Annotated in this window: 22 protein-coding genes; 8 read left to right on the forward strand and 14 right to left on the reverse strand. The window is 55.5% G+C overall.

Translation table 11 applies throughout. The features are described 5' to 3' along the window. Positions 1 to 19: 19 nt before the first annotated feature. Both OUO13_RS18580 and OUO13_RS18585 read right to left on the reverse strand, forming a co-directional pair. On the reverse strand, positions 20 to 529 hold the full coding sequence (locus OUO13_RS18580; RefSeq protein ID WP_283175403.1) for a DUF3087 family protein: 510 nt from the start codon (positions 527 to 529) through the stop codon (positions 20 to 22). Between the two features lie 70 nt (positions 530 to 599). After that, positions 600 to 1,601, reverse strand: a complete 1,002-nt coding sequence (locus OUO13_RS18585) for a hypothetical protein (protein WP_283175404.1) — start codon at positions 1,599 to 1,601, stop codon at positions 600 to 602. A gap of 556 nt (positions 1,602 to 2,157) precedes the next feature. Between OUO13_RS18585 and OUO13_RS18590 the strand changes: the two genes are divergently transcribed. After that, complete coding sequence (locus OUO13_RS18590) at positions 2,158 to 3,996, forward strand: hypothetical protein (protein WP_283175405.1); 1,839 nt, start codon at positions 2,158 to 2,160, stop codon at positions 3,994 to 3,996. On the opposite strand, the gene OUO13_RS18595 is transcribed toward OUO13_RS18590, so the two are convergent. Next, positions 3,983 to 4,684, reverse strand: coding sequence for a hypothetical protein (locus tag OUO13_RS18595; RefSeq protein WP_283175406.1), 702 nt, complete (start codon positions 4,682 to 4,684; stop codon positions 3,983 to 3,985). The genes OUO13_RS18590 and OUO13_RS18595 overlap by 14 nt on opposite strands. A gap of 79 nt (positions 4,685 to 4,763) precedes the next feature. On the opposite strand from OUO13_RS18595, the gene OUO13_RS18600 reads away from it, so the two are divergent. Then, the gene (locus tag OUO13_RS18600; protein ID WP_283175407.1) at positions 4,764 to 6,140 is read left to right on the forward strand and encodes a leucyl aminopeptidase family protein; all 1,377 of its coding nucleotides are present in this window, start codon (positions 4,764 to 4,766) and stop codon (positions 6,138 to 6,140) included. A gap of 30 nt (positions 6,141 to 6,170) precedes the next feature. Here OUO13_RS18600 and ispA read toward each other — a convergent pair whose 3' ends face one another. Next, on the reverse strand, positions 6,171 to 7,052 hold the full coding sequence (gene ispA, locus OUO13_RS18605) for a (2E,6E)-farnesyl diphosphate synthase (RefSeq protein WP_283175408.1): 882 nt from the start codon (positions 7,050 to 7,052) through the stop codon (positions 6,171 to 6,173). Beyond that, entirely contained in the window at positions 7,049 to 7,297 is a 249-nt protein-coding gene (locus OUO13_RS18610) for an exodeoxyribonuclease VII small subunit (RefSeq protein ID WP_283175409.1), read from the reverse strand. Before OUO13_RS18610 ends, ispA begins: the two co-directional genes overlap by 4 nt. Before the next feature lie 138 nt (positions 7,298 to 7,435). Here OUO13_RS18610 and pomA point away from each other — a divergent pair, with 138 nt between their 5' ends. From pomA to OUO13_RS18630, 4 genes are read left to right on the forward strand one after another with little or no spacing between them, the layout of a single operon-like run. Next, a complete protein-coding gene (gene pomA, locus OUO13_RS18615; protein WP_283175678.1) occupies positions 7,436 to 8,194 on the forward strand; it encodes a flagellar motor protein PomA in 759 nt (252 codons plus the stop codon). Positions 8,195 to 8,197: 3 nt separating this feature from the next. Next, positions 8,198 to 9,229: a flagellar motor protein MotB gene (locus OUO13_RS18620; protein WP_283175410.1), complete on the forward strand. Its 1,032-nt coding sequence runs from the start codon at positions 8,198 to 8,200 to the stop codon at positions 9,227 to 9,229. A gap of 39 nt (positions 9,230 to 9,268) precedes the next feature. Next, positions 9,269 to 9,841, forward strand: a complete 573-nt coding sequence (locus OUO13_RS18625) for a PilZ domain-containing protein (protein WP_283175411.1) — start codon at positions 9,269 to 9,271, stop codon at positions 9,839 to 9,841. Positions 9,842 to 9,901: 60 nt separating this feature from the next. Beyond that, on the forward strand, positions 9,902 to 10,630 hold the full coding sequence (locus OUO13_RS18630) for a 16S rRNA (uracil(1498)-N(3))-methyltransferase (protein WP_283175412.1): 729 nt from the start codon (positions 9,902 to 9,904) through the stop codon (positions 10,628 to 10,630). A 31-nt stretch (positions 10,631 to 10,661) separates the two neighbouring features. Here OUO13_RS18630 and OUO13_RS18635 read toward each other — a convergent pair whose 3' ends face one another. The 7 genes from OUO13_RS18635 to speB form a co-directional block, all read right to left on the reverse strand. After that, positions 10,662 to 11,378, reverse strand: a complete 717-nt coding sequence (locus OUO13_RS18635) for a type 1 glutamine amidotransferase (protein WP_283175413.1) — start codon at positions 11,376 to 11,378, stop codon at positions 10,662 to 10,664. Positions 11,379 to 11,572: 194 nt separating this feature from the next. Next, positions 11,573 to 12,376, reverse strand: coding sequence for an ABC transporter permease subunit (locus OUO13_RS18640; protein WP_283175414.1), 804 nt, complete (start codon positions 12,374 to 12,376; stop codon positions 11,573 to 11,575). Between the two features lie 3 nt (positions 12,377 to 12,379). Further along, on the reverse strand, positions 12,380 to 13,309 hold the full coding sequence (locus OUO13_RS18645) for an ABC transporter permease subunit (protein ID WP_283175415.1): 930 nt from the start codon (positions 13,307 to 13,309) through the stop codon (positions 12,380 to 12,382). An 11-nt stretch (positions 13,310 to 13,320) separates the two neighbouring features. After that, the gene (locus tag OUO13_RS18650) at positions 13,321 to 14,466 is read right to left on the reverse strand and encodes an ABC transporter ATP-binding protein (protein ID WP_283175416.1); all 1,146 of its coding nucleotides are present in this window, start codon (positions 14,464 to 14,466) and stop codon (positions 13,321 to 13,323) included. A gap of 150 nt (positions 14,467 to 14,616) precedes the next feature. Further along, entirely contained in the window at positions 14,617 to 15,708 is a 1,092-nt protein-coding gene (locus OUO13_RS18655) for a polyamine ABC transporter substrate-binding protein (RefSeq protein ID WP_283175417.1), read from the reverse strand. 311 nt (positions 15,709 to 16,019) lie between these two features. Further along, entirely contained in the window at positions 16,020 to 17,354 is a 1,335-nt protein-coding gene (locus tag OUO13_RS18660) for a glutamine synthetase family protein (protein ID WP_283175418.1), read from the reverse strand. A gap of 54 nt (positions 17,355 to 17,408) precedes the next feature. Further along, positions 17,409 to 18,359, reverse strand: a complete 951-nt coding sequence (gene speB / locus OUO13_RS18665; protein ID WP_428982364.1) for an agmatinase — start codon at positions 18,357 to 18,359, stop codon at positions 17,409 to 17,411. A gap of 270 nt (positions 18,360 to 18,629) precedes the next feature. Here speB and OUO13_RS18670 point away from each other — a divergent pair, with 270 nt between their 5' ends. After that, positions 18,630 to 19,577, forward strand: a complete 948-nt coding sequence (locus OUO13_RS18670; protein WP_283175419.1) for a Tim44 domain-containing protein — start codon at positions 18,630 to 18,632, stop codon at positions 19,575 to 19,577. A gap of 30 nt (positions 19,578 to 19,607) precedes the next feature. Here OUO13_RS18670 and OUO13_RS18675 read toward each other — a convergent pair whose 3' ends face one another. Beyond that, positions 19,608 to 20,672, reverse strand: a complete 1,065-nt coding sequence (locus OUO13_RS18675; RefSeq protein ID WP_283175420.1) for a Gfo/Idh/MocA family protein — start codon at positions 20,670 to 20,672, stop codon at positions 19,608 to 19,610. Positions 20,673 to 20,786: 114 nt separating this feature from the next. On the opposite strand from OUO13_RS18675, the gene OUO13_RS18680 reads away from it, so the two are divergent. Continuing rightward, a complete protein-coding gene (locus tag OUO13_RS18680; RefSeq protein ID WP_283175421.1) occupies positions 20,787 to 21,701 on the forward strand; it encodes a LysR family transcriptional regulator in 915 nt (304 codons plus the stop codon). A gap of 18 nt (positions 21,702 to 21,719) precedes the next feature. Here the strand turns inward: OUO13_RS18680 and OUO13_RS18685 are convergent, their stop codons facing one another. Further along, positions 21,720 to 22,382, reverse strand: coding sequence for a carbonic anhydrase (locus OUO13_RS18685; RefSeq protein ID WP_283175422.1), 663 nt, complete (start codon positions 22,380 to 22,382; stop codon positions 21,720 to 21,722). Positions 22,383 to 22,417: the final 35 nt, after the last annotated feature.

The raw sequence follows: 22,417 nt of genomic DNA on the forward strand, positions 1-22,417 counted from the left end.
GCCGCAGATAGCGGCCGTGTTATTTCACCAGACGATCGAGCATGGAAGGCTCATAATCATCGATGCTGATGGTCATCCCCAACGACTGCAGACGTTCATCAAACGCGGCGATTTTTTCATCCAGCTCCGGCAAGGTCAGGGTGTTGTCTTCGGTCACATACAGATGACGAGAGCCATGCAGACTGAAGTATTGGGCGCAGAGGGCTTCATACTGATTTTCTGCCAGCGCTTTTTCGAGACGAGCCGAACGACGATAAATACGGTTCAGCTCCTGCTTGAGACGCCACATATAAACGATGTCGCTCATCCACGGCTGATGACGAATGCGATACACCGCACCACCAACCAGAATCAGGGCGGTTGCCACACCTGCAGCATTCAGGAAAGTACTGGACTCACCATTAGCCCACAGAAAACGGTACAACTCGGCCAGACCCAGCCCCAACACAAACAGCGCCACCACCATGCTGCCCTGCAGACGGTTGAGGCGCTTTTTATAAACGGTCTTGTTGATGTCACGAAGCTCCACCGCTATTCCCCTTGTGGATATTAACGGTGGGCAAGAATACCGGAATTGTTCGTGAGGGAAACCGCCAGCGTCAGGCTGCGGTGACTTCTACCGTCACATTCACACCCGGTTCGATGGTCAGCACCAGCTGCCGTACCAGCTCCGGCACCAGCTGACGACTGACTTCAGTGCCATTCAGCAGCTGCGGCAACAGGCCATCCAGTGCAAAATTGACATCCGCCGGAGTCTGGATATTCCAGCCCAGCAACTGCCCGCTTTCCGGATTGCGAGTCAGACGATGCTGCAACCAGCCCTGGGCAGTAAACACCTGACCACAGGATTCATCCGCACGAGTGCAGTGATTGCGGGCATACACCGCCGACTGGAAACTCATCAGCCATTCACCACTCTCACTTTCCGGCATCAGGGCATCCAGACGCTGGCGAGCCTGATCTACCTGGGCTGCCGCTGCTTCACGCACCAGACTGGCCACTGACTCCCCTTCCTGCTCAATCAGGATATGAGCGCCGGTGCCGGTCACGGCAACACGAACCGCTACGTCTTCGTCGTCTTCATCGAACGGCAGATAGACGTTTTCCAGATCATCAGCCAGCTCCGCCAGCCAATCACGGGTTTCCCATTCATCCCGCTCGAAATTCATCCAGTCACGTTCAAGGCCTGCTGCCCATTCCTTGCTAAACAGTTCCGGCGTCGTCAGCACCAGGCGCAGGCGCTGCAACAATGGCTCGGCCAGGGCAAGATCGCGATAACGCCAGTGCTGGCACAATCGCAGCACGGTTTCGGCCAATGCCTCTACGTGTAAAAGACGTAACTCATCAACACTGGAATTGGCATTGATTTCATTACTCCAGCCAGCCAGTGCCAGACGAGCTGCCATACGATGTGCATAACCATAACGCGGGAACATCAGCGGCAACGCCAGCACCGTGCGCTCGGCCGGTTGCGACAGCAAGGAGCGGGCGGTAACGTCCTCCAGGCGCTGCAATACAGTTTCAACAGCGTCAATGGTACCGTTGCTATAGTGCACCTTTACCAGCAAATCACTGGTATATCCCAGGTCGAGGTTATTCATGGCTATCGAGTCCTGTTGATCGCGCGCGTGGTCGTGGTGGTGATAAACGATTGCCAGAGTGGCATAACCACATAAGACCGCAAAGTGGCAGTGCTGGCGATAGGCAAAAGATAGTGTTTACACGACTCTTGAGCAGAATCGCCGAATCCTTCCAATGGCCTGATTTTTCCTACTGCTGGAGAACAGCGTCACAATCCCCACAACATAACAACAATAAGAAAGTTCTACAAACCAGCAAAAGGTAAAAGGATAAACGCTAAAGCATGATGCTGCTCACGCCACCAATCGCGCCATCGGTCATAATCTGTCGCGAAACACCTAAAAAAAAACTGAGATTGGAAACTTTCTATTCTGCGGCTATTGAGAACTATAAAATTGTCAGGTTTAAAATGGGATACTGTTCACAGTCAGGAAAGGACAGCGGATCCGTCTTTTCATCCAGCACAAGCAAATCAGAACAGCCAAAGACGTTGTTTCTTTAATTTCTTGAGCACAATTCTGACTGTAGTCGTTAGCCGATTAACAGCGTTCCGTACGCCTAGAAGGAGCCAGCAGGATGAGCGTTACAGACACCTCCTTTATTGAGAGGGTTGGTGGTCCCCTTGAGCAACTGGGGCGGCTTTTCTGTTTTACACGCCGGGAGCTGGCGCAAACCATCCTCGACGAAGCAGCAGAGCTTGAACTGCACCTGATCAACCGTAACAAGGAGCTTCAGAACAGTCAGGCAGAGCTGCAGCAAACCAGATCGCGAGTGCAACAACTGGAGGCACAAATCCGACGTCTGGAACATGAACAGGGTAACAATCGTGAACAACTTTCCAGCATGAGCAGCCAGTACAAAAAACTGCAGCAGCACTTCAAACATGCCGTGAAGGTTATCGAGCAACAACGCCAGGAAGCCCGTTCACTCAGCGACAGCCATGAAGAGCTGAGCAACGAATTTGCTGAATCAGAAAACCACTGGGCTCTCATTCGAAGCATACTCACTACAGGCCCATCCACAGACCCGATTCTGGCTGACTTCCATCGACAGCTGGAAATCGACTTTATGGCGTTCGTTAACAGCGATAACAGCTACGAACGCAAAACCGAAGCACTGCGTATCCTGCGTGGTGTTGAGCGTGAATTACAGTTGCTGAGTGCCACTCCAGCATTAGCTAACAAAACATTGATGTCGGTATATGGGCCCGCAGGATCCGGTAAATCATCTCTGATCAACTGCTTTCTGGGCGAAAAAGATGCCCATTTACCGATAGATGTAGACCCGACTATCAGCCTTGCCCACTACGTATACTGTGCGCCAGAAAACCGCGTCATTGGTTATACCGCCAACGGTGGAACGCTGGAAATAGAACCAGCGCGCCTACAAGCTCTACCTCTGCATACCAATGACAGCAAGGGCTTTGATCTGGGCGCCATCATGCCGTTTACGACGGTTGCCACCCGCATGGACAAGGAGCGTTTTGGTAATATCTGCCTGGTCAAACATCCAGGCTTCCGTCCTGCCGATAATCGCCCGGGTAATGGCAATGCATCGGATATGGCGCTGGCAGCCGGTTATCTGAACCAAGCCAACGCCATGCTGTGGGTGATGGACCTGACCCGCGAAGACGCCCTGTGCGCCTCCAACATCAATTTGCTGGGAGAGCTGGATCGTCCCGACCGTCCGCTGTATGTGTTGCTGAGCAAGGCTGAACACTTCACTAGCGGCCAGCTGGTGAATGCCCTCGACAAGATCGTGGAGCTGATGGACAACGCCGATATCACCTACAACGGTATCGGAGCTTTTAATACCCGTGAAAAACGCTGCCTGTTGTGGCGACGCCAGACACTGGACGACTTTCTGCGCTCCCAGAACAAAACTCTGCCGCGCCATGACCGTCTGCTGAATGATGTCTTGGGCGTATTTGATAACTACCGTACCGCGCTGGGACGAATGATTCGCCGTAACGAATTTGTCCAGAACCAGTTGCACGACTCCGAAAGTGCCTTGGTGGCACAGGCCGATGAACAGGCGCTGCTGGAGTTTCGCGAACGCATTTATCCGATTCGTAACCTGTTCGACAACACCGAACTGGTTGAGCGTGAACGCAAGGCGCGCCAGCTCTGCACCAACCTGCTAAGCACCATTCAGTGCCTGTTTGTTACCATCACTCATTTGCCCCCCAGCAGTGTGCAGATTCCGGTGGTGACGAATCTCGACTATCTGCTGCTCGACGACGAAAGTGCACCACTGGCCAGTTATGATGCTTCTACTGGCTGGGAAGATGCTCTGGCTGCGGAACTGGATAACCCTGTCGAAACTCCATACGACGCCAATACCTACAGCGCCGTACTGGAGTTTTTGCGTAATGGCGTTATCCAACATGAGAACGAAAGCACTACGCCAGCATAACCCTCTGAGGCACCCCGAGAGACGTCAGGAAGTCGTGCATCCATTCATCTTTACGTCGCTCCGGGTCAGGGTTAAGACGGGCCAGCAAATCCAGTGACAAGATCGCCGGATCCGGATTTTTCTGCTGGCCCGCCCATTCCGGTACATCCCGCAAAACAAAACCCAACGTGCGACAAATCTGCCGCTGGCGCGACAGTGGCAAACAGGTTCGGCCACGCCGGAACGACAGGGCATGAATCTGCCCCCTGACCCACTCCCAGCGCCGATCATCCAGATACACCCGCTTCAGCATATTCAGCAGGCATTCATAAAACTCCCAGTCCAGATGCCGGAAATGATGGCTGACCGGCATCACCAGCGGTAATCCGCTGGCTTCATGGACCAGCAGCAGACGACTGCCAAAATCGGTATCCATCAGAAATCCACTCCAGCTCCCGAGCTGACTGGGGCTGAAACGATCCACGGCAAACAACATGGGGGCGGCATTTCCGGTTTCGAGCAAGCCATGGCGGTTAACCGCCAGCCGCGGCATCAGCGTAGGAGCAACATTTACGATAATCATCAGGTTTCCTCCATAAGTACCCATATCCAGTGTGCTGAAACACAACCGACACTTCATGGCACTTCTTTGCATTTCGAATACCGCAAAAATCGCCAGCCACAGGTTGGCGCAAACCGACCGATCCATGTAACACCGTGAACACTGGCGCTGAACGCGCTACCCTGTGAGAACGTCCACAGATGATGACTTTTGAGACAGGTTGGTTATGACACAGGTATTAGCACTGACAGCAGATACATCCTCCACTGCAACCGAACTTTCGGTAATCAGCAAAGCGGATTACCCGGACTGGCTGGCCCAACAGCCACAAAGCAGCCAGGACTGGCTGAAAGCCTGCGGATTCTCCGGATCAGGCGTGGCCTTGCTGCCGGGCACCGGTGAACAGCTGGCTGGTGCCGTGCTGGTCTGCGAATCCCTTGATGACGTATTTGCCGGTGGTGATCTCACCAGCCTGCTGCCAGCCCGTGACTACTGTCTGGTACCAAACCTGCTGAGTACCGAACAGACGCTGAACCTGGCGTTTGCCTGGGGTGTGGGTGCTTATCGCTTCGAGCGTTACAAGCGCAACACCAGTCCGCAGCCACGCCTGCTGCTGGACGATGCCGATCTTCTCAAACAGGCCCGTGACCGCGTAGTGGCCGTCACTCTGGTGCGCGACTTGATCAACACTCCAGCTGCCGACATGATGCCGCAGGATCTGGCCGCGACCACAGCCGATCTCGCCGAACGTTTTGGCGGCGTCTTCAGCGAAGTCGTAGGTGACGAGCTGCTGGCCCAGAACTGGCCAATGATTCACGCCGTCGGCCGTGCCAGCGAACACCCTTCACGCGTGCTTAACCTGCGCTGGGGTAATCCGGAAGCACCACGCCTGACCATTGTGGGTAAAGGTGTGTGTTTTGACAGCGGTGGTCTGGATATCAAACCGGCTGACGCCATGCGTCTGATGAAGAAGGATATGGGCGGTGCAGCACATGCGCTGGGCCTCGCCAGCCTAGTGATGTCCGCCGGTCTGAACGTCAATTTGCGAGTGATTATTCCAGCGGTTGAAAACGCCGTAGCCGGTAATGCTTTCCGTCCGGGTGACGTCATTAATACCCGCAAGGGCCTGACCGTGGAAATCGACAACACCGACGCCGAAGGCCGTCTGGTGCTGTGTGACGCCCTCACCGATGCCGTGGCTGAACAACCAGAACTGGTTATCGACTTCGCCACTCTGACCGGTGCCTGTCGTGTGGCGCTGGGCACCGAGCTGCCTGGCCTGTTCTGTAACCGCAAGGATATTGCCCGCGATCTCGAAGATGCCGGTGAACGTGTGGGCGACCCGGTTTGGCAGCTGCCGCTGCACAATGCCTATCGCGATGCCCTGCGCAGCGATATTGCTGATCTGGTGAACTCGGTTCCAGGCCCGTTTGGTGGTGCGATCACCGCCGCCCTGTATCTGGAAGCCTTTGTGGATAACACCCCATGGGTGCACTTTGACGTAATGGCCTGGAACCGTCGCAAGTTGCCAGGCCGTCCGATTGGTGGCGAAGCCATGGGCATCCGCGCTGTGTTTGAGTATCTGCAGAAGCGTTTTGGCTAAACCCGCCAACTCTGCAGCATCTGCCCGGGATCAGTGATCCCGGGTGATGATGTAGTCCGCCAGCCAGGCCAGTGCCGAGGTATCACCCGGCACTTCCTCCAGTGCCGCCTGAGCTTGTGCACACAACTCCGCCGCTTTCTGACGAGCACCCTCCAGCCCTAACAAAGCCGGATAGGTTGGCTTGTTGAGCGCAATGTCCGCGCCCTGGGTTTTCCCCAGCACTTCGGTTGAGCTCTCAATGTCGAGAATGTCGTCCTGAACCTGGAACGCCAGACCAATGGCATCGGCGTAACGTACCAGTGCCTGTTCCAGTTCCGGAGCCAGAGGATAAGACACCGCCGTAGCCCCCATCAGCACCGCACAACGAATCAATGCACCGGTCTTGTGACGATGCATACGCTCCAGCTGTTCCAGTGTCATGCTTTTGCCAACGTTGGCCAGATCAATCGCCTGCCCTGCCACCATGCCGGCAGCACCGGAAGCACGCGCCAACAACAGACTTAACGCCAACGCCTGTGAGGGCTGATACACCGGCGCCGCCGCCAGCACTTCAAACGCTGCCGTCAGCAGGCCATCACCCGCCAGAATCGCGGTGGCTTCGTCATAGGCAATGTGGGTAGTGGGTTTGCCACGGCGCAGATCGTCGTCGTCCATGGCGGGCAGGTCATCGTGCACCAGGCTGTAGCTGTGGATCATTTCCAGCGCCACGGCAGCGGCATCTACCTGCTCGAATGAGCCACCCAGTGCTTCTGCGCTGACATAGGCCAGAAACGGACGCAGACGTTTGCCACCGTTCATAAGTCCGTATTCCATGGCACTCAGCAAACGTTCGTCGCGGCCATCAAGGGTGTGCAAATGCGCCACCAGCTGCTGATTGATACGCTCCTGCAGACTTGCCAGCTTCTGTTTCATCCGCGCGCTCCATCCGCATTAAACGGACGGGCCTCGGAACCACCCTGTGCAGTTTCAATCAGCACCTGGACCCGCTGTTCAGCACTGCTGAGCGCTTGCTGGCAGGCGTTGGTCAGGCGAATACCCTGTTCAAACGTCTGTAAGGATTCTTCCAGCGTCAGGTCACCACGTTCCATACGGGACACCAGCTGTTCCAGGTCTGCCATGGCCTGTTCAAAATCAAAAGCCGAATTCGAATCTGTCATTTTCGGGGGTTCCTGCTAATCAGGCCGCCACAGTAGCGTCTTGACCCGGCAGCGACAAGAGCTGGCGACGCAACAGGAAGATTCAGCGCAAGCGTCTACACTCTTCAACATAGGTCTATGGATATAGAGGTTGGAGCAGTGGATCTCGCGACGCTGGTTGGTTTGATCGGATGTTTTGCCATGGTGATCATGGCGATGATGCTGGGTGGCAGCCTCAGCATGTTCGTCGACATCCCATCGGTGCTGATCGTAATTCTTGGCGGTTTGTTTGTAGTAATGATGAAGTTCGAGCTGGGCCAGTTCCTGGGATTAACCAAGGTGGCAGGCAAGGCTTTCTCCTTCAAGCTGATCAAACCGGAAGCCATTATTGTGGAAGTAGTTGAACTTGCGGGCCTGGCTCGCAAGGGTGGTCTGCTGTCTCTGGAAGGCAAGGAAGTCAGTGACCCATTCCTGGGCAAGGGCATCCAGCTGCTGGTCGACGGCCATGATCCGGATGTCGTGCGTACCATTCTTGGCAAAGAAGCCAAGCTGGCGTCTGACCGGCACGGCATTGGTATTGCCATCTACAAGTGTATCGGCGACGTAGGTCCGGCGATGGGCATGATCGGTACACTGGTAGGTCTGGTAGCCATGCTGGCCAACATGAGCGACCCGAAAACCATCGGTCCGGCAATGGCGGTAGCCCTGCTCACCACCCTTTACGGTGCCATGCTGGCCAACATGCTGGCGCTGCCAATCGCCGACAAGCTGATTCTGCGCAAGGACGAGGAAGATCGTCTCAAGGCCATGATCATCGACGCTCTGTTGGCCATTCAGGCCGGACAAAACCCGCGCGTTATCGAATCCATGCTGCAGGCCTATATTGCCGAAGGCAAACGCACGTCGTCAGGAGACTGAGCCATGGCCGCCGAAGAAGAACAGGAGTGTCCTCCCTGTCCGGCCGGCTTGCCGGCCTACATGGGTACCTTCGCCGACCTGATGTCGCTGCTGATGTGTTTTTTCGTATTGCTGCTGTCATTCTCGGAAATGGACGCCCTCAAGTTCAAACGCCTCGCCGGGGAACTGCGCGAGGCATTTGGGGTGCAAACCAGTATCAACGCCGATGACCCACCAAAGGGCACCAGTATTATTGCGCGCAGCTTCAGCCCTGCCATTCCGGAGCCAACCCCGATAAACGAGGTACGCCAGAAAACCAGTGACATTACCAAAAGCTCGCTGGAGGTTATGTGTCAGGACGAAGTGATCCAGCAGGAAGAAAAACAAAGCAATCAGGGCGAACAAAGCCGCTCGGTAGCGGAGCCTCAGCCACAAGCCGAGAATACCGAAACCAACACCCAGAGTGAAAGTAACCCCAACAAGGCGACCGAACCGCAGGCCGAAGACCATACCGCCATGCAGGTATCACAGCTATTGCAGGATGAAATCGCCCAGGGCCAGATCGAAGTCGAAACCGTGGGTATGAAAATCATCATTCGTATCCAGCAAAAAGGCGTGTTTGCGTCCGGTTCCGACTATATCGAGGATCGTTTCCTGCCCGTGATCGACAAGATTCGCGAGGTGCTGGTCAACATTCCCGGACGAATTTCGGTGGAAGGCCATACTGATGATATTCCGGTATCGAGTGGACGTTTCCGCTCTAACTGGGCCTTGTCGAGTGCCCGTGCCGTATCGTTTGCCGAAGAGCTGTTTGTCGCCCCGGAACTGGACGAAAAACGCTTTCAGGTGGTCGGTCATGGCTCCGTACAACCGCTGGTGCCGAATACTGATGCAGAATCACGGGCACGCAACCGTCGGGTCGAGATTGTAATTATCCGTTCCCGCGAAGGTGACAATGACAATCAGCCGGAAATTGAAACCGATCAGAACAAGATCAACAACGCCGTCAATTCGCGCCCGGAAGACTTTGAACTGCGTCCAAACGAAATTTTCTAGTCATAACGCCGGTTGTACCGGCGTGCCAGGAGCCTTGGGATGACCACCGGATTTGTCGAACGTCGCCGCTATTTCCGCCTTGATGATCAGCTGCTGCTGGCATTTATGCCGATTGAAGCATCCAAGGCGGAGGTCAAACCCCTGACCCGCGACGAAGCCATGGAGCGCATGGAAATCGAGATCGACAGCCTGCTCTCCCAGCTGCGCTCGAGGGAACCCGCCACGGCACGTCTGCTGGAATTACTGAACCAGAAGATCAACCAGTTCAGCAGTCACCAGCGCCTTGATCTCAAGGACATGCCCGAACAGGTGCTGACCCATGTGAATCTCAGTGCCTGTGGTATCCGTTTTCTCACCCACAATAATCTCGCCGACCAGACCCACCTGCGTCTGCACATCACCCTGCTGCCATCCAACACCCCTTTGTGCCTGATCGCCCGTATTGTGGCGGTCGAGCATAATCCGCTGTCGGCCGAAAACCCGGACACCGAACCCTGGCTAATACGCGCTACGTTTGAGCCGATTCTCGAAAGTGACGAAGAACAGCTGATTCACCACATGTTACGCCTGCAAAGTCGGCAACTGGCGGCACGTCTGCACGAACAGGACTGACCTGCCGGGGAACGCCAAACTTGGTATCATCGCTACCCCGAAAATTGTCCGGATACCCGCATGCCTACCCGTATCTACACTTCCGAAGCTCTGGTCAGTGGCCAGCAGATCAGCCTCGATGAACAGGCTTTCCAGCATCTGGTGCGCGTTCTGCGTATGACCGATGGTGACTGTCTGGTGTTATTTAACGGGGATGGCCGTGCTCTTGAAGGCACCTTGTGTGAAGTGGGCAAAAAACAGGCGTCGGTATTGCTGGGCAACTGTATCGCCGAAGATGCACCAACCCCTGTAGCGCTGCATCTGGGTCAGGTGATTTCCAAAGGCGATCGCATGGACTTCACCATCCAGAAAGCCACCGAGCTGGGGGTGACCAGTATTACCCCGCTCTGGAGCGAACGTTGTGATGTGCGCCTGAAAGGCGAACGTATGGACAAGAAACTCGAACACTGGCGCAAGGTGGCGATTTCGGCCTGTGAACAGAGTGGCCGTAATCGTATTCCGGAGATTCTGGAGCCGATGGCCATGACCGACTGGGCTCCGACCGTGGACACTGACCAACGGCTGATCCTGCATCCACACAACCAGCAACCGCTGGATACCAGCGCCCAGCCAGGCAGTGTCACCCTGCTGGTTGGTCCGGAAGGTGGATTCAGTGAAATCGAAGTGGAACAGGCCCAACGCAGTGGTTTTACCGGCCTGCTGTTAGGCCCGCGTATCCTGCGTACCGAAACCGCGGCACTGGCAGCACTCAGTGTGCTGCAATACCTGTGGGGCGACTTTCGCGCCTGAGGTTACCTTCTGAAAACAGGAGAAAGTGCCGTCAGGCACTTTCACACAGGGTTTTTACCAGCCAGGCACCGACCTGTTGAGAATCCGTGCGGGCCGCTTCTGCTTCCAGACTTTGCAAGCCCATTGACGCCGCCGGTTCCGGTACCGCTTCACCACGACGCAGCTTCAGCAGATCGCTTTCAAACGCCATGCTGAACTCCGGATGGGCCTGCAAGCTCACCATGTTCGGCGCATAACGCAGCACCGCATACTGGCAAAACGGCGAGCTGGCCAATACTTCGGCCCCCGGAGGCAATGTCACTACCTGATCCTGATGCACAGCATTCAGGTGTAACGAACTCACTCCCAGCTCATCACGGGCGGTGGCGGTGAGATCATATTCATGAATACCGACACCCCAGCCACCGGCGTATTTTTCGACCTTGCCGCCCAACGCTTCAGCCATCAACTGGTGACCAAAACAGATGCCTGCCAATGGCTGGCCGGCGGCATGAATTTCCCGCACAAGTTGTTTGAGTGGTGGAATCCAGGGTAAATCATCATAAGCACTGTATTTGGAGCCGGTGATCAGCCAGGCATCACATTCCAGATGGTCCTCCGGCAATTCGCCTTCAAACACCTGATACACGCGGTATTCCACATTCGCACCCGATACCAGCAACAGGTTCCGGCACATGTCGGCATAAGAGCCATACTGATCCAGCAGAGCATCCGGAGTAATTCCGGGGGCAAGAATTCCGATTTTCATACTGCATCTCCTGATACAACCGGTTTCCAGACTAGCAGCAGGTGGGGGCAAAACAAAAGCACCCGACAGCCATGAAACGCCAGTGGTATGCAAAAGACTGTTTATTCAGGGAAAACAGAATGGCAGAAACACAACAGGCACCCGCAGGTGCCTGTTTGTAGTCGTTATAACCAGAGAAAGGGTCAGGAACAGGATCAGACCTGCTTTTCCTTACGACGCATCTGCAGCATGGCCACGGTGACACCAATCGCCACAATCAGGATCATCAGGGTCGCCAGCGCGTTCACTTCCGGAGTAACCCCCAGACGCACCTTGGAAAAAATCACCATCGGCAGTGTGCTGTCACCCGGACCGGACACAAACGAGGCAATCACCAGATCGTCGAGCGAGAGGGTAAACGCCAGCAGCCAGCCGGAAATCACCGCCGGGGCAATCAATGGCAGGGTCACCAGGAAAAACAGCGTGGAAGGCTTGGCGCCAAGATCCATCGCCGCTTCTTCCAGCGACTCATCGAGGTCAGACAGACGCGCCTGCACAATCACCGCCACATAAGCCATACAGAAGGTGGCATGGGCAATAATAATGGTCAGTGTGCCACGTCCGGCGGGCCAGCCGAACAGGCTCTCCATCGCTACAAACAGCAACAGCAGCGACAGACCGGTAATCACGTCTGGCATCACCAGCGGTGCCGACACCATACCGGACAGCAGCATCTTGCCTTTGAAACGGCCCATCCGGGTCAGGGCAAAGGCGGCCAAAACACCCAGTACCACCGCCAGCCAGGCGCTGACAAACGCAATTTTCAGACTCAGCCAGACGGCACTCATGATCTGTTCGTTGTTGAACAGCTCACCGTACCATTTCAGCGACCAACCACCCCACACCGTTACCAGCTTGGATTTGTTGAAGCTGAAAATCACCAGCGAAATGATCGGGATATACAGGAACAGAAAGCCCAGAAACGCCGATGTATTCAGAAACCACGAACGCTTTTGCATGGCTCAGTCCTCCAGCCGGTCGCTGCGATTACGCAGGAACATGATTGGCAACACCAGGAACAGCAGCATCACAATCGCTACCGCCGATGCCATCGGCCAGTCACGGTTAAGGGTGAACTCATCCCACAACACACGACCAATCATCAGGGTGTCAGAACCACCCAGCAGCGCCGGAATCACGTACTCGCCCACCGCCGGAATAAACACCAGCATACAACCGGCGATAATACCCGGCATGGCCAGCGGCACCGTAATCAGGAAAAAGCTCTGCCAGGGCTTGGCACCCAGATCCGACGCCGCTTCCAGCAAGGTCATGTCCATTTTTTCGAGCGTTGAATACAACGGCAGGATCATAAACGGCAGATAGGTGTACACGATGCCCACAAACACGGCGAAGTCGGTCTGCAGCAGCTGGATCGGCGCATCAATAAACCCGAACAGCATCAGCAGATCGTTCACCGGGCCGTTCTGTTTCAACAGCGCCATCCACGAATACACCCGCAGCAGGAACGAGGTCCAGAACGGCAGGATCACCAGCGCCAGCAGCAGGGTGCGGGTTGAAGCACGCGCCCGTGCGATGACATACGCCATCGGGAATCCCACCAGCAAGGCCAGAATGGTGGAGATACCGGCAATCCGGATCGAACTCAGATAAGCGTCGATATACAGGCTGTCTTCCAGCAGATACAGGAAGTTGCCGAGATTCAGCTGCAGGGTCAGATAGGCTTCGTCCGCATCCCACTCCAGCAACGAGGTATAAGGTGGAATCGCAATGGCGGTTTCAGCAAAGGAAATCTTCAGCACCACCAGGAACGGCACCAGGAAAAACAGGATCAGCCACCCTAGCGGGATACCCCGCACCAGATGGCGCCCCGGATTCAGCTTGCTCAACAGGCGACGCACTGGGCCACCTGCAGATACAGGAACAGTCATGGGCGAAGTCCTCAGGCGGTCAGGATCACAGCGGTGGTTACACCCCAATAGAGGTACACGCGATCGTTCCAGGTAAAACGGGCGCCCATATCACGCTCGATGTTAGGCTGGGTCACACGAAGTTCCTTGCCACTGTCGAGACGCACACGGAAGACCGACAGACCACCCATGTAAGCGATGTCAGCAATAATACCGCTGCAGACGTTTTCGCTCTGGGCTGGCGGCTCTGCACTGATCATGATTTTTTCCGGACGCAGGGCGATGTGCACTTCCTGATCCGGCGCGCAGTTGATGCCGTGCGCCACATACATACTGCCACCGATATCCGGGCAGGCTACCCGCACGTGAGCCGGTTCATCCTCAACGATGGTGCCTTCGAGCATGTTCACCGAACCGATGAACTGCGCCACAAAGCGGCTGTTCGGATATTCGTAGATTTCGTGTGGCTCACCGATCTGGACGATTTCGCCGTGGTTCATCACACCGATACGGGTCGCCAGAGTCATAGCTTCTTCCTGATCGTGGGTCACCACAATAAAGGTCACACCCAGCTCTTCCTGGATGTTGATCAGTTCAAACTGGGTTTCTTCGCGCAGTTTTTTATCCAGAGCACCCAGCGGTTCATCCAGCAACAGCAGTTTTGGACGTTTTACCAGGGCTCGTGCCAACGCCACCCGCTGACGCTGGCCGCCAGACAGTTGGGACGGTTTGCGTTTGCCCAGATGACCGAGCTGCACCATGTCGAGCATTTGCGCAACACGGGCACGCACTTCGGCATCCGGCACACCTTCACGACGCAGACCAAAGGCCACGTTGTTTTCAACGGTCAGGTGCGGAAACAGGGCGTAGGACTGGAACATCATATTGACCGGACGTTCCCATGGCGGCACACCCGACATATCCACGCCATCGATCAGAATACGACCACTGGTCACACCTTCGAAGCCAGCGAGCATACGCAGCAGGGTACTTTTGCCGGAGCCAGAACCACCCAGCAAACAAAACAGTTCGCCCCGGTAAATATCCAGGGAAATTCGATTGACCGCCGTAAAGTCACCAAACTGCTTGGTTACAGCTTCAAATTGCACGAAAGGTTTCGCATCTGCCTGTTTCCAGATGGGCAGGTCTGGAGTAGATGCTGGTTTGCTAGCGCTCATGTCGGGAACCCGGATCAGAAATAGATAAAATTTCGGGGGAACCCATGTTCCCCCGAAATCGTTCTCGGCAACCTGATTGAATACGACCCGGAATTATCACGGGGCACATCCATGGCGGCCGCTATTCAACCCTGAACAGGAAATCCTGAATCAGCGGTTGGTTTTGACGTTGCTCCAGGCTTTGGTCAGCAGACGGTCATACTTGGCAGTATGCGCCTTCTGGGTGAACAGCTTGGCTTTCACCTCTTCGCTTGGGTAGATACCTGGGTTGGTGCGTACGTCTTCGTTCAACATAGGCTCAGCAGCCTTGTTCGGGACGGCATAGTACACAAAGTTGGAGATACCGGCAGCGGTTTTGCCTTCCAGAATGAAGTCGATGAACTGCAGGGCTTCATCCTTGTGTTTGGCATCCTTTGGAATAGCCATCAGGTCGAACCATACCACGGTACCTTCTTTCGGGATCACGTAGCTGACCTGTACACCCTGACCTGCTTCATCGGCACGGCCCTGAGCCTGCAGGATGTCGCCGTTGTAAGCCAGAGACATACAGACTTCACCGTTGGCCAGGTCAGAGATGAACTGGCTGGAGTGGAAGTAACGGTAGTTGGCGCGGTTGGCTTTCAGCAGCGCTTCGCCTTTTTCCAGGTCTTCTTTCTTCTCGGAGTTAGGGTCCAGACCCAGGTAGTTCAGGGCAATCGCCATGATCTCGGCAGGAGAATCCAGCATGACCACACCACAGTCGGCCAGCTTGGCAGACAGTTCCGGCTTGAACAGCAGGTCGAGAGAATCAACCGGCATCTCACCGATACGGGCTTTTACTTTCTCAACGTTGTAACCCATACCAATGGTGCCCCAGGCCCACGGTACGTTGTGTTTGTTTTCCGGATCGTGCATGGCAATTTTGGATACCAGGTTGGCGTCCAGGTTGCCCAGGTTCTTCAGCTTGGTCTTGTCGATTTCAGAGTAAATGCCCGCCTGAACCTGACGCTCCAGGAAAGAACCGGTAGGAACCACGATGTCGTAACCGGTGTTGCCGGTCATCAACTTGGCTTCCAGAGTTTCGTTGGAGTCGTATACGTCGTAGTTAACCTTGATACCAGTCTTGGCGGTGAACTCTTCGATAGCGCCTTCGTAGATATAGTCTGACCAGTTATAAATGTTCAGAACCTTCTCTTCTGCAACGGCGTTTACAGACATGGCCAGCGCACAAGCGGACGCAAGCAGGGATGGAATATGTTTCATCGTCAACCACTCCGGTTTAAAGGGTGTCCGTACACCGCCAATGGGCGGCCAGGAGCAAAAATTAACTGGGATAACAACAACATCTGCTTGCAGTCGAGCAAGACGCTGCAAAACTGGGTCATTTCATGATATTGGGCGAGTGGTTTCAATCAAATATTATTGTTTTCATCACAAAAATATCGAATGAAAGAAAGCAGCGAAAAATCTTGCCCGATTTTGAAACTCTGATCGGCACATATGCCCCACGAGGGGGCATAAATGTTCATAAAAGAACCGGATTGTGCCGTCAGAGAGAGGATTAAACGCGGATATCAAACGATACCCAGATAAGATTCGTACTCTACGTCAGAAATAATTTTGCTCAGAATGCGCTGTTCCTGATATTTCACTGCCGCAAACACGTGCACAAACTCCTCACCCAGATACGCTCCCAGAATATCGCTCTGCTCAAAGCGTTCCGTGGCAACATCCCACTTGTTCGGCAACATCGGATGACGATCGGCTTCGGCGTAGGCATCGCCCTCCACCGGCGGCGGTGGTAACAGCCGGTTTTCCATACCATACAGAGCACCGGCCAGAATCGCTGCCAGCACCAGATACGGGTTGGCATCGGCACCGGAAACCCGGTGTTCAATACGGGTGGACGCCGGTTCACTTTCCGGAATCCGCAGCGCCGTGGTGCGATTCTCATAACCCCAGTTGGCAAACACTGGTGCGTGGGAACCCTCCATAAAGCGGCGATAGGAATTCAGGTGCGGCGCAAACATCAGCATGCTGTCTGGCATCAGGCGTAACAGTCCGGCCACGGCATGGCGCAGCAGTGGAGTGCCACGGTCAGAGCCGTCGTCAAACAGGTTACGACCACTGCTGTCGAGCAGGCTGTAATGCACGTGGAAACCGTTACCAGACTTGTCGCTGTATGGCTTGGCCATAAAGGTGGCGGCGTAACCATGTTTACGGGCCATACCCTTTACCAGACGTTTGAAACGCACGGCGTGGTCGGCGGCATCCAGTGGGCTGTTAACGTGTTTGAGGTTGATCTCGAACTGGCCTGGGCCCAGTTCCGACACAATGGTTTCGGCCGGCACGCCCTGAATTTCACAGGCATTACGGACGTCGTTAAAGAAAGAATCGAGGCCTTCCATCTCATCCAGTGAATACACATCGTTTTCACAGATTCGACGACCATGACCTTCCACCAGCACGGGGGGTTTGGGACGTTGGGTTTCTTCCGATTCGGCGTCGAGCAGGTAAAACTCCAGCTCGGTCGCCATCACCGGATACATACCGAGGGCGTGGTAACGTTCCACCACACGGGCCAGTACCTGGCGCGGGTCGGCACCAAACGGTGTGCCATCGGAGTTGTACATCATGGTGTGCAGCTGGTCGCGCGGAATTTCCGCCCAGGGCACAGGCACCGGATCACGGTGGACTGGCAGGCAGATACCGTCACTATCGCCGGTTTCGAACAGCAGCCCGTTTTCGGGGACATCGTCGCCCCAGAAATCCACTCCCATAATCGAGCGCGGCAGTTTCACACCTTCGGTCCGGACCTTGTCGAGGGTCTTGGCCAGCATACGTTTGCCACGCAGGTTACCGTTCAGGTCAGTAATAAACAGATCAAATTCTTTTTCGAGCGGAGGCATGGTGCCTACTCCTTGATGTTTCGAAACTGCTCACAAATCGGCCGTAACATCGATTCACCGGTTTGCGGCCAGCACATAGAGATATTCCAGTGCCAGCGTCGCTGCAGCCAGCGACGTAATATCGGCGTGGTCGTAGGCGGGGGCCACCTCAACCAGATCCATACCGATCAGATTCAATCCCTGCATTCCCCGTACCAGCTTAAGCGCACAATCGGTGGAGAGTCCACCGGCCACCGGTGTACCGGTGCCGGGCGCATAGGCCGGATCAAGCGAATCTATGTCAAAGGTCAGGTACACCGGAGCGTTCCCGACCCGTTGGCGAATCCGTTCCAGAGTGGCTTGCGGGCCAAGGTCATTCACCAGCGCTGCATCCAACACCTCGAACGGATGTCCAGCCCGATCATACGATGTCCGGATGCCAACCTGAATCGACTGCTCGGGTAATAACAGGCCTTCCTGCACGGCGTGATAAAACATGGTGCCGTGATCACAGGCCGTGCCGTTATCGTAGGTATCGGTGTGAGCGTCGAAGTGAATCAGCGCCACCGGCCCATGATGAGCAGCAATCGCACGCAGGGCTGGCAGAGCAATAAAGTGGTCACCACCAAACAGCAGGGTGCTTTTGCCAGCGGCCAATACCGTAGCAACCCATTGCTGCAAATTGTGGACAAGTGTCTGGGGTTCGCCGTGGCGGAAACTGACGTTACCGGCATCCACCACCTTGAGGCGGTCATCGAGGGCAAAGTCCCACGGCCAGCGGGCACCTTCCCAGACCAGATTGGCAGACGCCTGGCGAATGCCCTGAGGGCCAAAGCGGGTGCCGGGCCGACCAGAGGTCGCCATATCAAATGGCACACCACCAATCACCACATCCGCATCGGACTGTTGCAAGGCATCAGCCAGATTGGCCAATACCGGAAACTGCATAAAACCGGCACCGGTAGCGCCGTACAAGGGTACGTCACCACTGGCATGAACCACGCCGGCTGGATCCTGGGTTGTCATTGGGTCCTCCTCTCACCATGGGCTGTGCTCTGTATTCAGGTTAGCCATAGCCATGACAGGTTGGAACCGTTTTTTATAATTTCTCTGCAGGTGTTCCACTCTGTTTCATTTGGCAAAGGTCGCGGATGGACAAACAAGCCTTTATGATAGAGAAACCGGCCTCGTGCCGGGGTGACCTCTGGTCGCCACAATCCGGATCTTCGACACAGGACAGGATGGGACCGTTTCTGATGTTTGCCGGGAAACTTAAAATCTGAATCCGAGGATGAGATGAAATCTTTCCTGACGCTTTTAACGACCTTTGTTCTGATGCTGGGCCTTGCCGGCCACGCGGAAGCTGCCAAGAAATTTGGTAGCGGCGGCCTCGGCAAGTCCTACAACACAACCCAGACTACGCCACAAAAAACGGCACCAATGCAGCAACAGCAAGCAACCCCTGCCCAGCAGCAACAGGCTCAGCCAGCAACGGCGGCCAATCAGCCTGCCGCCAGCAAGGGTAACTTCATGAAAGGTATGCTGGGTGGTCTGCTGGCCGGTGGCCTGTTCGCCTGGCTGCTGGGCAGTGGCGCATTTGAAGGTATCCAGTTCATGGATATCCTGATGATCGCCGGTGTTGGCTTGCTGATTTTTATGCTGTTGCGTCGCAAGGCCGCCGCTCAGCCACAACCCGCAATGAGTGCTGCCGGTGCCGGCGGTATGGGCAACTATCAGGAACCGGTGCGTCCGGACCCGATGGCACCTACCGAGCCAATGCAGCGCCAGCAGCCCGTCGCTGACCCGGTGATGCCTGCCGCAGGTACCGCCATGAGCAGCATGATGACCGGCAACAGCGCGCCGATGAATCTGCCAGCCGACTTCGACAAGGTTGCCTTTATTGGTGCCGCTCTGGATCACTACCGTGCGGTCCAGCAAGCCTGGAACGATGGTGATATGGAGAAAATCCGTGGTTACGTTGACCCGGATCTGTTTGACGGCCTGGTGACCCAGCGCGCCGAAATGGAAAGCGAACCACCACGCACAGAAGTGCTGGATCTGTCTGCCGACATCGTCCGTGCCGATCAGGAAGGCAGCATTCGTCAGATCAGCGTGCTGTTCCGTGGTCGCTGCCGCGATGTACTGGAAAACTCCGAAGACGGTATTTTTGATACCTGGCACCTGGAGCGTGATACCAGCAAAGCCAACTCACCATGGCTGGTAGTGGGTATCGAGGCGGAATAATCCGCCTCTTCGGTTCAGACCGGATACCGATTACCAGGAGACGGCAGCCATCGGCGCTGCCGTACTCCGCAACCAGTTCAGCATCTCGCCTTTATTGCGCTGACTCGCTACCGGCTCCGGTTCGCCAGTGCGACAAGCCACCAGCAAAGCCTCCACCACTCGCAAGTTGCGAATTGCCCAGGCCATATCCAGCATGGCTTCCTGCTCACCACGTACAACCCGACAGAAGTGCCGCAGTTGCTCCATCAGCGGGTCGCGACGTTTGACGTCGAGCTGACTGCTGGTGAAGGGTGACCAGTCTTCACCCGACTGCCGCAAACCATAACGCCGCAGGGTCATGTCCGGCAGGCTTAACGAACCTTCTGAACCGGTAATCACACACAGGTCTTCGTCCTGATAACAGGGTGAATCATCGCCATTGCCATCGAGATCACTGAGCATCAGGGTGCCCAGCACACCGGACTCAAAACGCAGGCAGATACAACGGCTGCCACTGTGCTGATCCTGTGCCTGCAAGGTACGCACCTCCGTCACCTCGCCCAACAGGTAACGCAGACAGGCAATTTCATGCGCCAGATGATCGGCCAGCGGCAACGGAAAACGCGCAGTACGCCACTCGGCGGCGCGATGAAAATCCGACGGTGCAAAAAAGCGCCATTGCCCCTGAACCGAGGCCACCCGCCCCAGCAAACCATTACCAAGGGTTTTACGCGCCACCTGATACACCGGGCTGTGCAGGCGGTAATAACCCGGCAGACAGGGCACCGCCCGTACCTGCAGGGCATGTTCCAGAATGGCAGCGTCCTGCAAATCGAGATAACCGGGTTTTTCCAGCAACAGGGCTTTGCCCGCCGCCACACATAACAGCGCCATGGCCAACTGTTGCTCGCCACTCACCGCCAGCACGACCGCTTCTACGGCAGGGTCTGCCAGACATTCTTCAAGGTTGGCGTACAGGGATACTTCCGGGCTCGCCAGCTCCGGCTCAGCCCCTACCCGTGCCACCAGCTCGGTATCCGGGCAACGACGAATTCGTTCAAGACAGGCGGCCGCCATGGCACCGGTGCCAACAAGGGCGATAGCAACAGGATTCATATCGATTCACCACTGTTATTATTCGATTTCCTATGCTAATCCAATAATATAACTCTGTAATTTGGCATCCATTTGATTCATTCTTAACTAATCATGAAAGATAGATGGGATTTGATGGACCTGACGGTGTTCACCACCCTGGTTCGTAATGGCAGTTTTACCGGCACTGCGGTGGAGTTGGGGTATTCGGCTGCCTATATCAGCAAACGGATTTCCGACCTCGAAAAACGTCTCGGTACCCGCCTGTTCAACCGCACCACCCGCAGCCTGCAACTCACGGCCGAGGGCAATATCGCCTATGGCTGGGCCAGTCGCATTCTCGATGCTGCCGACAGCATGGAACGCGAAGTCGCCAACAGCCAGCAGGCTCCGGCCGGCAGCCTGCGCATCAGCACCAGCCTGCGGATGGGGCGTGAACACGTAGCCCCTATCCTGTCGCAACTGGTGCGTGAATATCCACAACTGGAAGTCTGGCTGGAACTGGTGGACCGTAAGGTGGACTTGCTGGAAGAAGGCATCGACATCAACATTCGCAACGGCGTGGTGGATGAACCCCACATGGTGTGTCAGCTGGTCAGCCGTTGTTCCCGAATTCTGGTGGCGGCCCCCTCGTATCTGGCCGAACACGGCGAGCCCCAACGTCTGCAAGATCTCAGTGATCATGAGTGTCTGTTTTACCGCGATGGGGATAACGTGTTTGGTGCCTGGAAACTGGAAGGTCCCAACGGCATGGAAACCATTCGTGCTGGCAGTCAGAAACTGCAGTCGCACCACAGTGATCTGGTCAAGAACTGGGCTATTGATGGCCATGGCATTATTCTGCTGGCCGACTGGGATGTCTGGAAACCCTTGCAGGAAGGGAAACTGGTGAGGGTATTGCCGCAGTATTTCCAGCGCGCGGATATCTGGGCAGTAACGCCGGCGCGTAGCAGCAGTTCGGCGCGCCTGAAAACCTGTGTGGATTATCTGATCAGCCAGATGCAAAAAGGGCCATGGGCACTGCAAGGAGCAGGCACCATGACCCCATAAATTCAGCCGTTGTGCGGTTTATTCAGTAATAAATTCCGCATAACGCTCGGCGAACGGTTTGAACTCGCTGCCGAAATCATCACTGCAGAGGATCTCGCCGCTGCGGATGTCGTATACCCAGCCATGTACCTTCACCTTGTTGGTTGCCAGCTTGGCGGCAACAATCGGGTGAGTACGCAGGTGCTGAACCTGCTGCAGAACGTTCTCTTCGATGGCTTCGTGCAGGTGACAGGAGTCAACCGGCTCGTTCCATGGAATCCCATGACGCTCACGTACAATTTCCATTGCCGAACGGCAGTGGCCCAACCACTCTTTCACGTGTGGCAGACCGGCTTCCTTGATGGCGTTGATGTCCAGCGCACCCTTGATCGCACCACAATCGGTGTGACCGCAGATGATGATGTGACGCACACCCAGAACCGCTACGGCGTATTCGATGGAGGCCGTCATACCACCGGTAACGTTATTGTGCGGAGGCACAATGTTGCCAGCGTTACGACAGATAAACAGGTCACCCGGATGGGAACCCGTCACCATGTTCGGGTCGATACGGGAATCCGAACAGGTGATAAACAGAACGTCAGGGCTCTGACCTTCGTCTACCAGAGAGGCAAACAGATCGCGGTTGGCCGGATGTACCTTCCGCTGAAAATTCAGGACGCCTTTAATCAGTCGTTCCAATGTGATTTCCTCTTTTCATTCAACCACTTGTGATC

The sequence above is a fragment of the Parathalassolituus penaei genome (assembly GCF_026626885.1).
GTDB classification, from domain to species: Bacteria; Pseudomonadota; Gammaproteobacteria; order Pseudomonadales; family Oceanobacteraceae; genus Oceanobacter; species Oceanobacter penaei.

What these genes read in the sequence shown, in the direction of transcription:
- OUO13_RS18590 (WP_283175405.1), top strand. Translation starts at nt 2,158, where the DNA reads ATGAGCGTTACAGACACCTCCTTTATTGAGAGGGTTGGTGGTCCCCTT.
- OUO13_RS18650 (WP_283175416.1), bottom strand. Translation starts at nt 14,466, where the DNA reads ATGAGCGCTAGCAAACCAGCATCTACTCCAGACCTGCCCATCTGGAAA.
- OUO13_RS18635 (WP_283175413.1), bottom strand. Translation starts at nt 11,378, where the DNA reads ATGAAAATCGGAATTCTTGCCCCCGGAATTACTCCGGATGCTCTGCTG.
- OUO13_RS18610 (WP_283175409.1), bottom strand. Translation starts at nt 7,297, where the DNA reads ATGACAGATTCGAATTCGGCTTTTGATTTTGAACAGGCCATGGCAGAC.
- OUO13_RS18645 (WP_283175415.1), bottom strand. Translation starts at nt 13,309, where the DNA reads ATGACTGTTCCTGTATCTGCAGGTGGCCCAGTGCGTCGCCTGTTGAGC.
- OUO13_RS18640 (WP_283175414.1), bottom strand. Translation starts at nt 12,376, where the DNA reads ATGCAAAAGCGTTCGTGGTTTCTGAATACATCGGCGTTTCTGGGCTTT.
- OUO13_RS18670 (WP_283175419.1), top strand. Translation starts at nt 18,630, where the DNA reads ATGAAATCTTTCCTGACGCTTTTAACGACCTTTGTTCTGATGCTGGGC.
- OUO13_RS18655 (WP_283175417.1), bottom strand. Translation starts at nt 15,708, where the DNA reads ATGAAACATATTCCATCCCTGCTTGCGTCCGCTTGTGCGCTGGCCATG.
- ispA (WP_283175408.1), bottom strand. Translation starts at nt 7,052, where the DNA reads ATGAAACAGAAGCTGGCAAGTCTGCAGGAGCGTATCAATCAGCAGCTG.
- OUO13_RS18600 (WP_283175407.1), top strand. Translation starts at nt 4,764, where the DNA reads ATGACACAGGTATTAGCACTGACAGCAGATACATCCTCCACTGCAACC.
- OUO13_RS18680 (WP_283175421.1), top strand. Translation starts at nt 20,787, where the DNA reads ATGGACCTGACGGTGTTCACCACCCTGGTTCGTAATGGCAGTTTTACC.
- OUO13_RS18585 (WP_283175404.1), bottom strand. Translation starts at nt 1,601, where the DNA reads ATGAATAACCTCGACCTGGGATATACCAGTGATTTGCTGGTAAAGGTG.
- speB (WP_428982364.1), bottom strand. Translation starts at nt 18,359, where the DNA reads ATGACAACCCAGGATCCAGCCGGCGTGGTTCATGCCAGTGGTGACGTA.
- OUO13_RS18595 (WP_283175406.1), bottom strand. Translation starts at nt 4,684, where the DNA reads ATGGATCGGTCGGTTTGCGCCAACCTGTGGCTGGCGATTTTTGCGGTA.
- OUO13_RS18620 (WP_283175410.1), top strand. Translation starts at nt 8,198, where the DNA reads ATGGCCGCCGAAGAAGAACAGGAGTGTCCTCCCTGTCCGGCCGGCTTG.
- OUO13_RS18675 (WP_283175420.1), bottom strand. Translation starts at nt 20,672, where the DNA reads ATGAATCCTGTTGCTATCGCCCTTGTTGGCACCGGTGCCATGGCGGCC.
- OUO13_RS18630 (WP_283175412.1), top strand. Translation starts at nt 9,902, where the DNA reads ATGCCTACCCGTATCTACACTTCCGAAGCTCTGGTCAGTGGCCAGCAG.
- OUO13_RS18625 (WP_283175411.1), top strand. Translation starts at nt 9,269, where the DNA reads ATGACCACCGGATTTGTCGAACGTCGCCGCTATTTCCGCCTTGATGAT.
- OUO13_RS18660 (WP_283175418.1), bottom strand. Translation starts at nt 17,354, where the DNA reads ATGCCTCCGCTCGAAAAAGAATTTGATCTGTTTATTACTGACCTGAAC.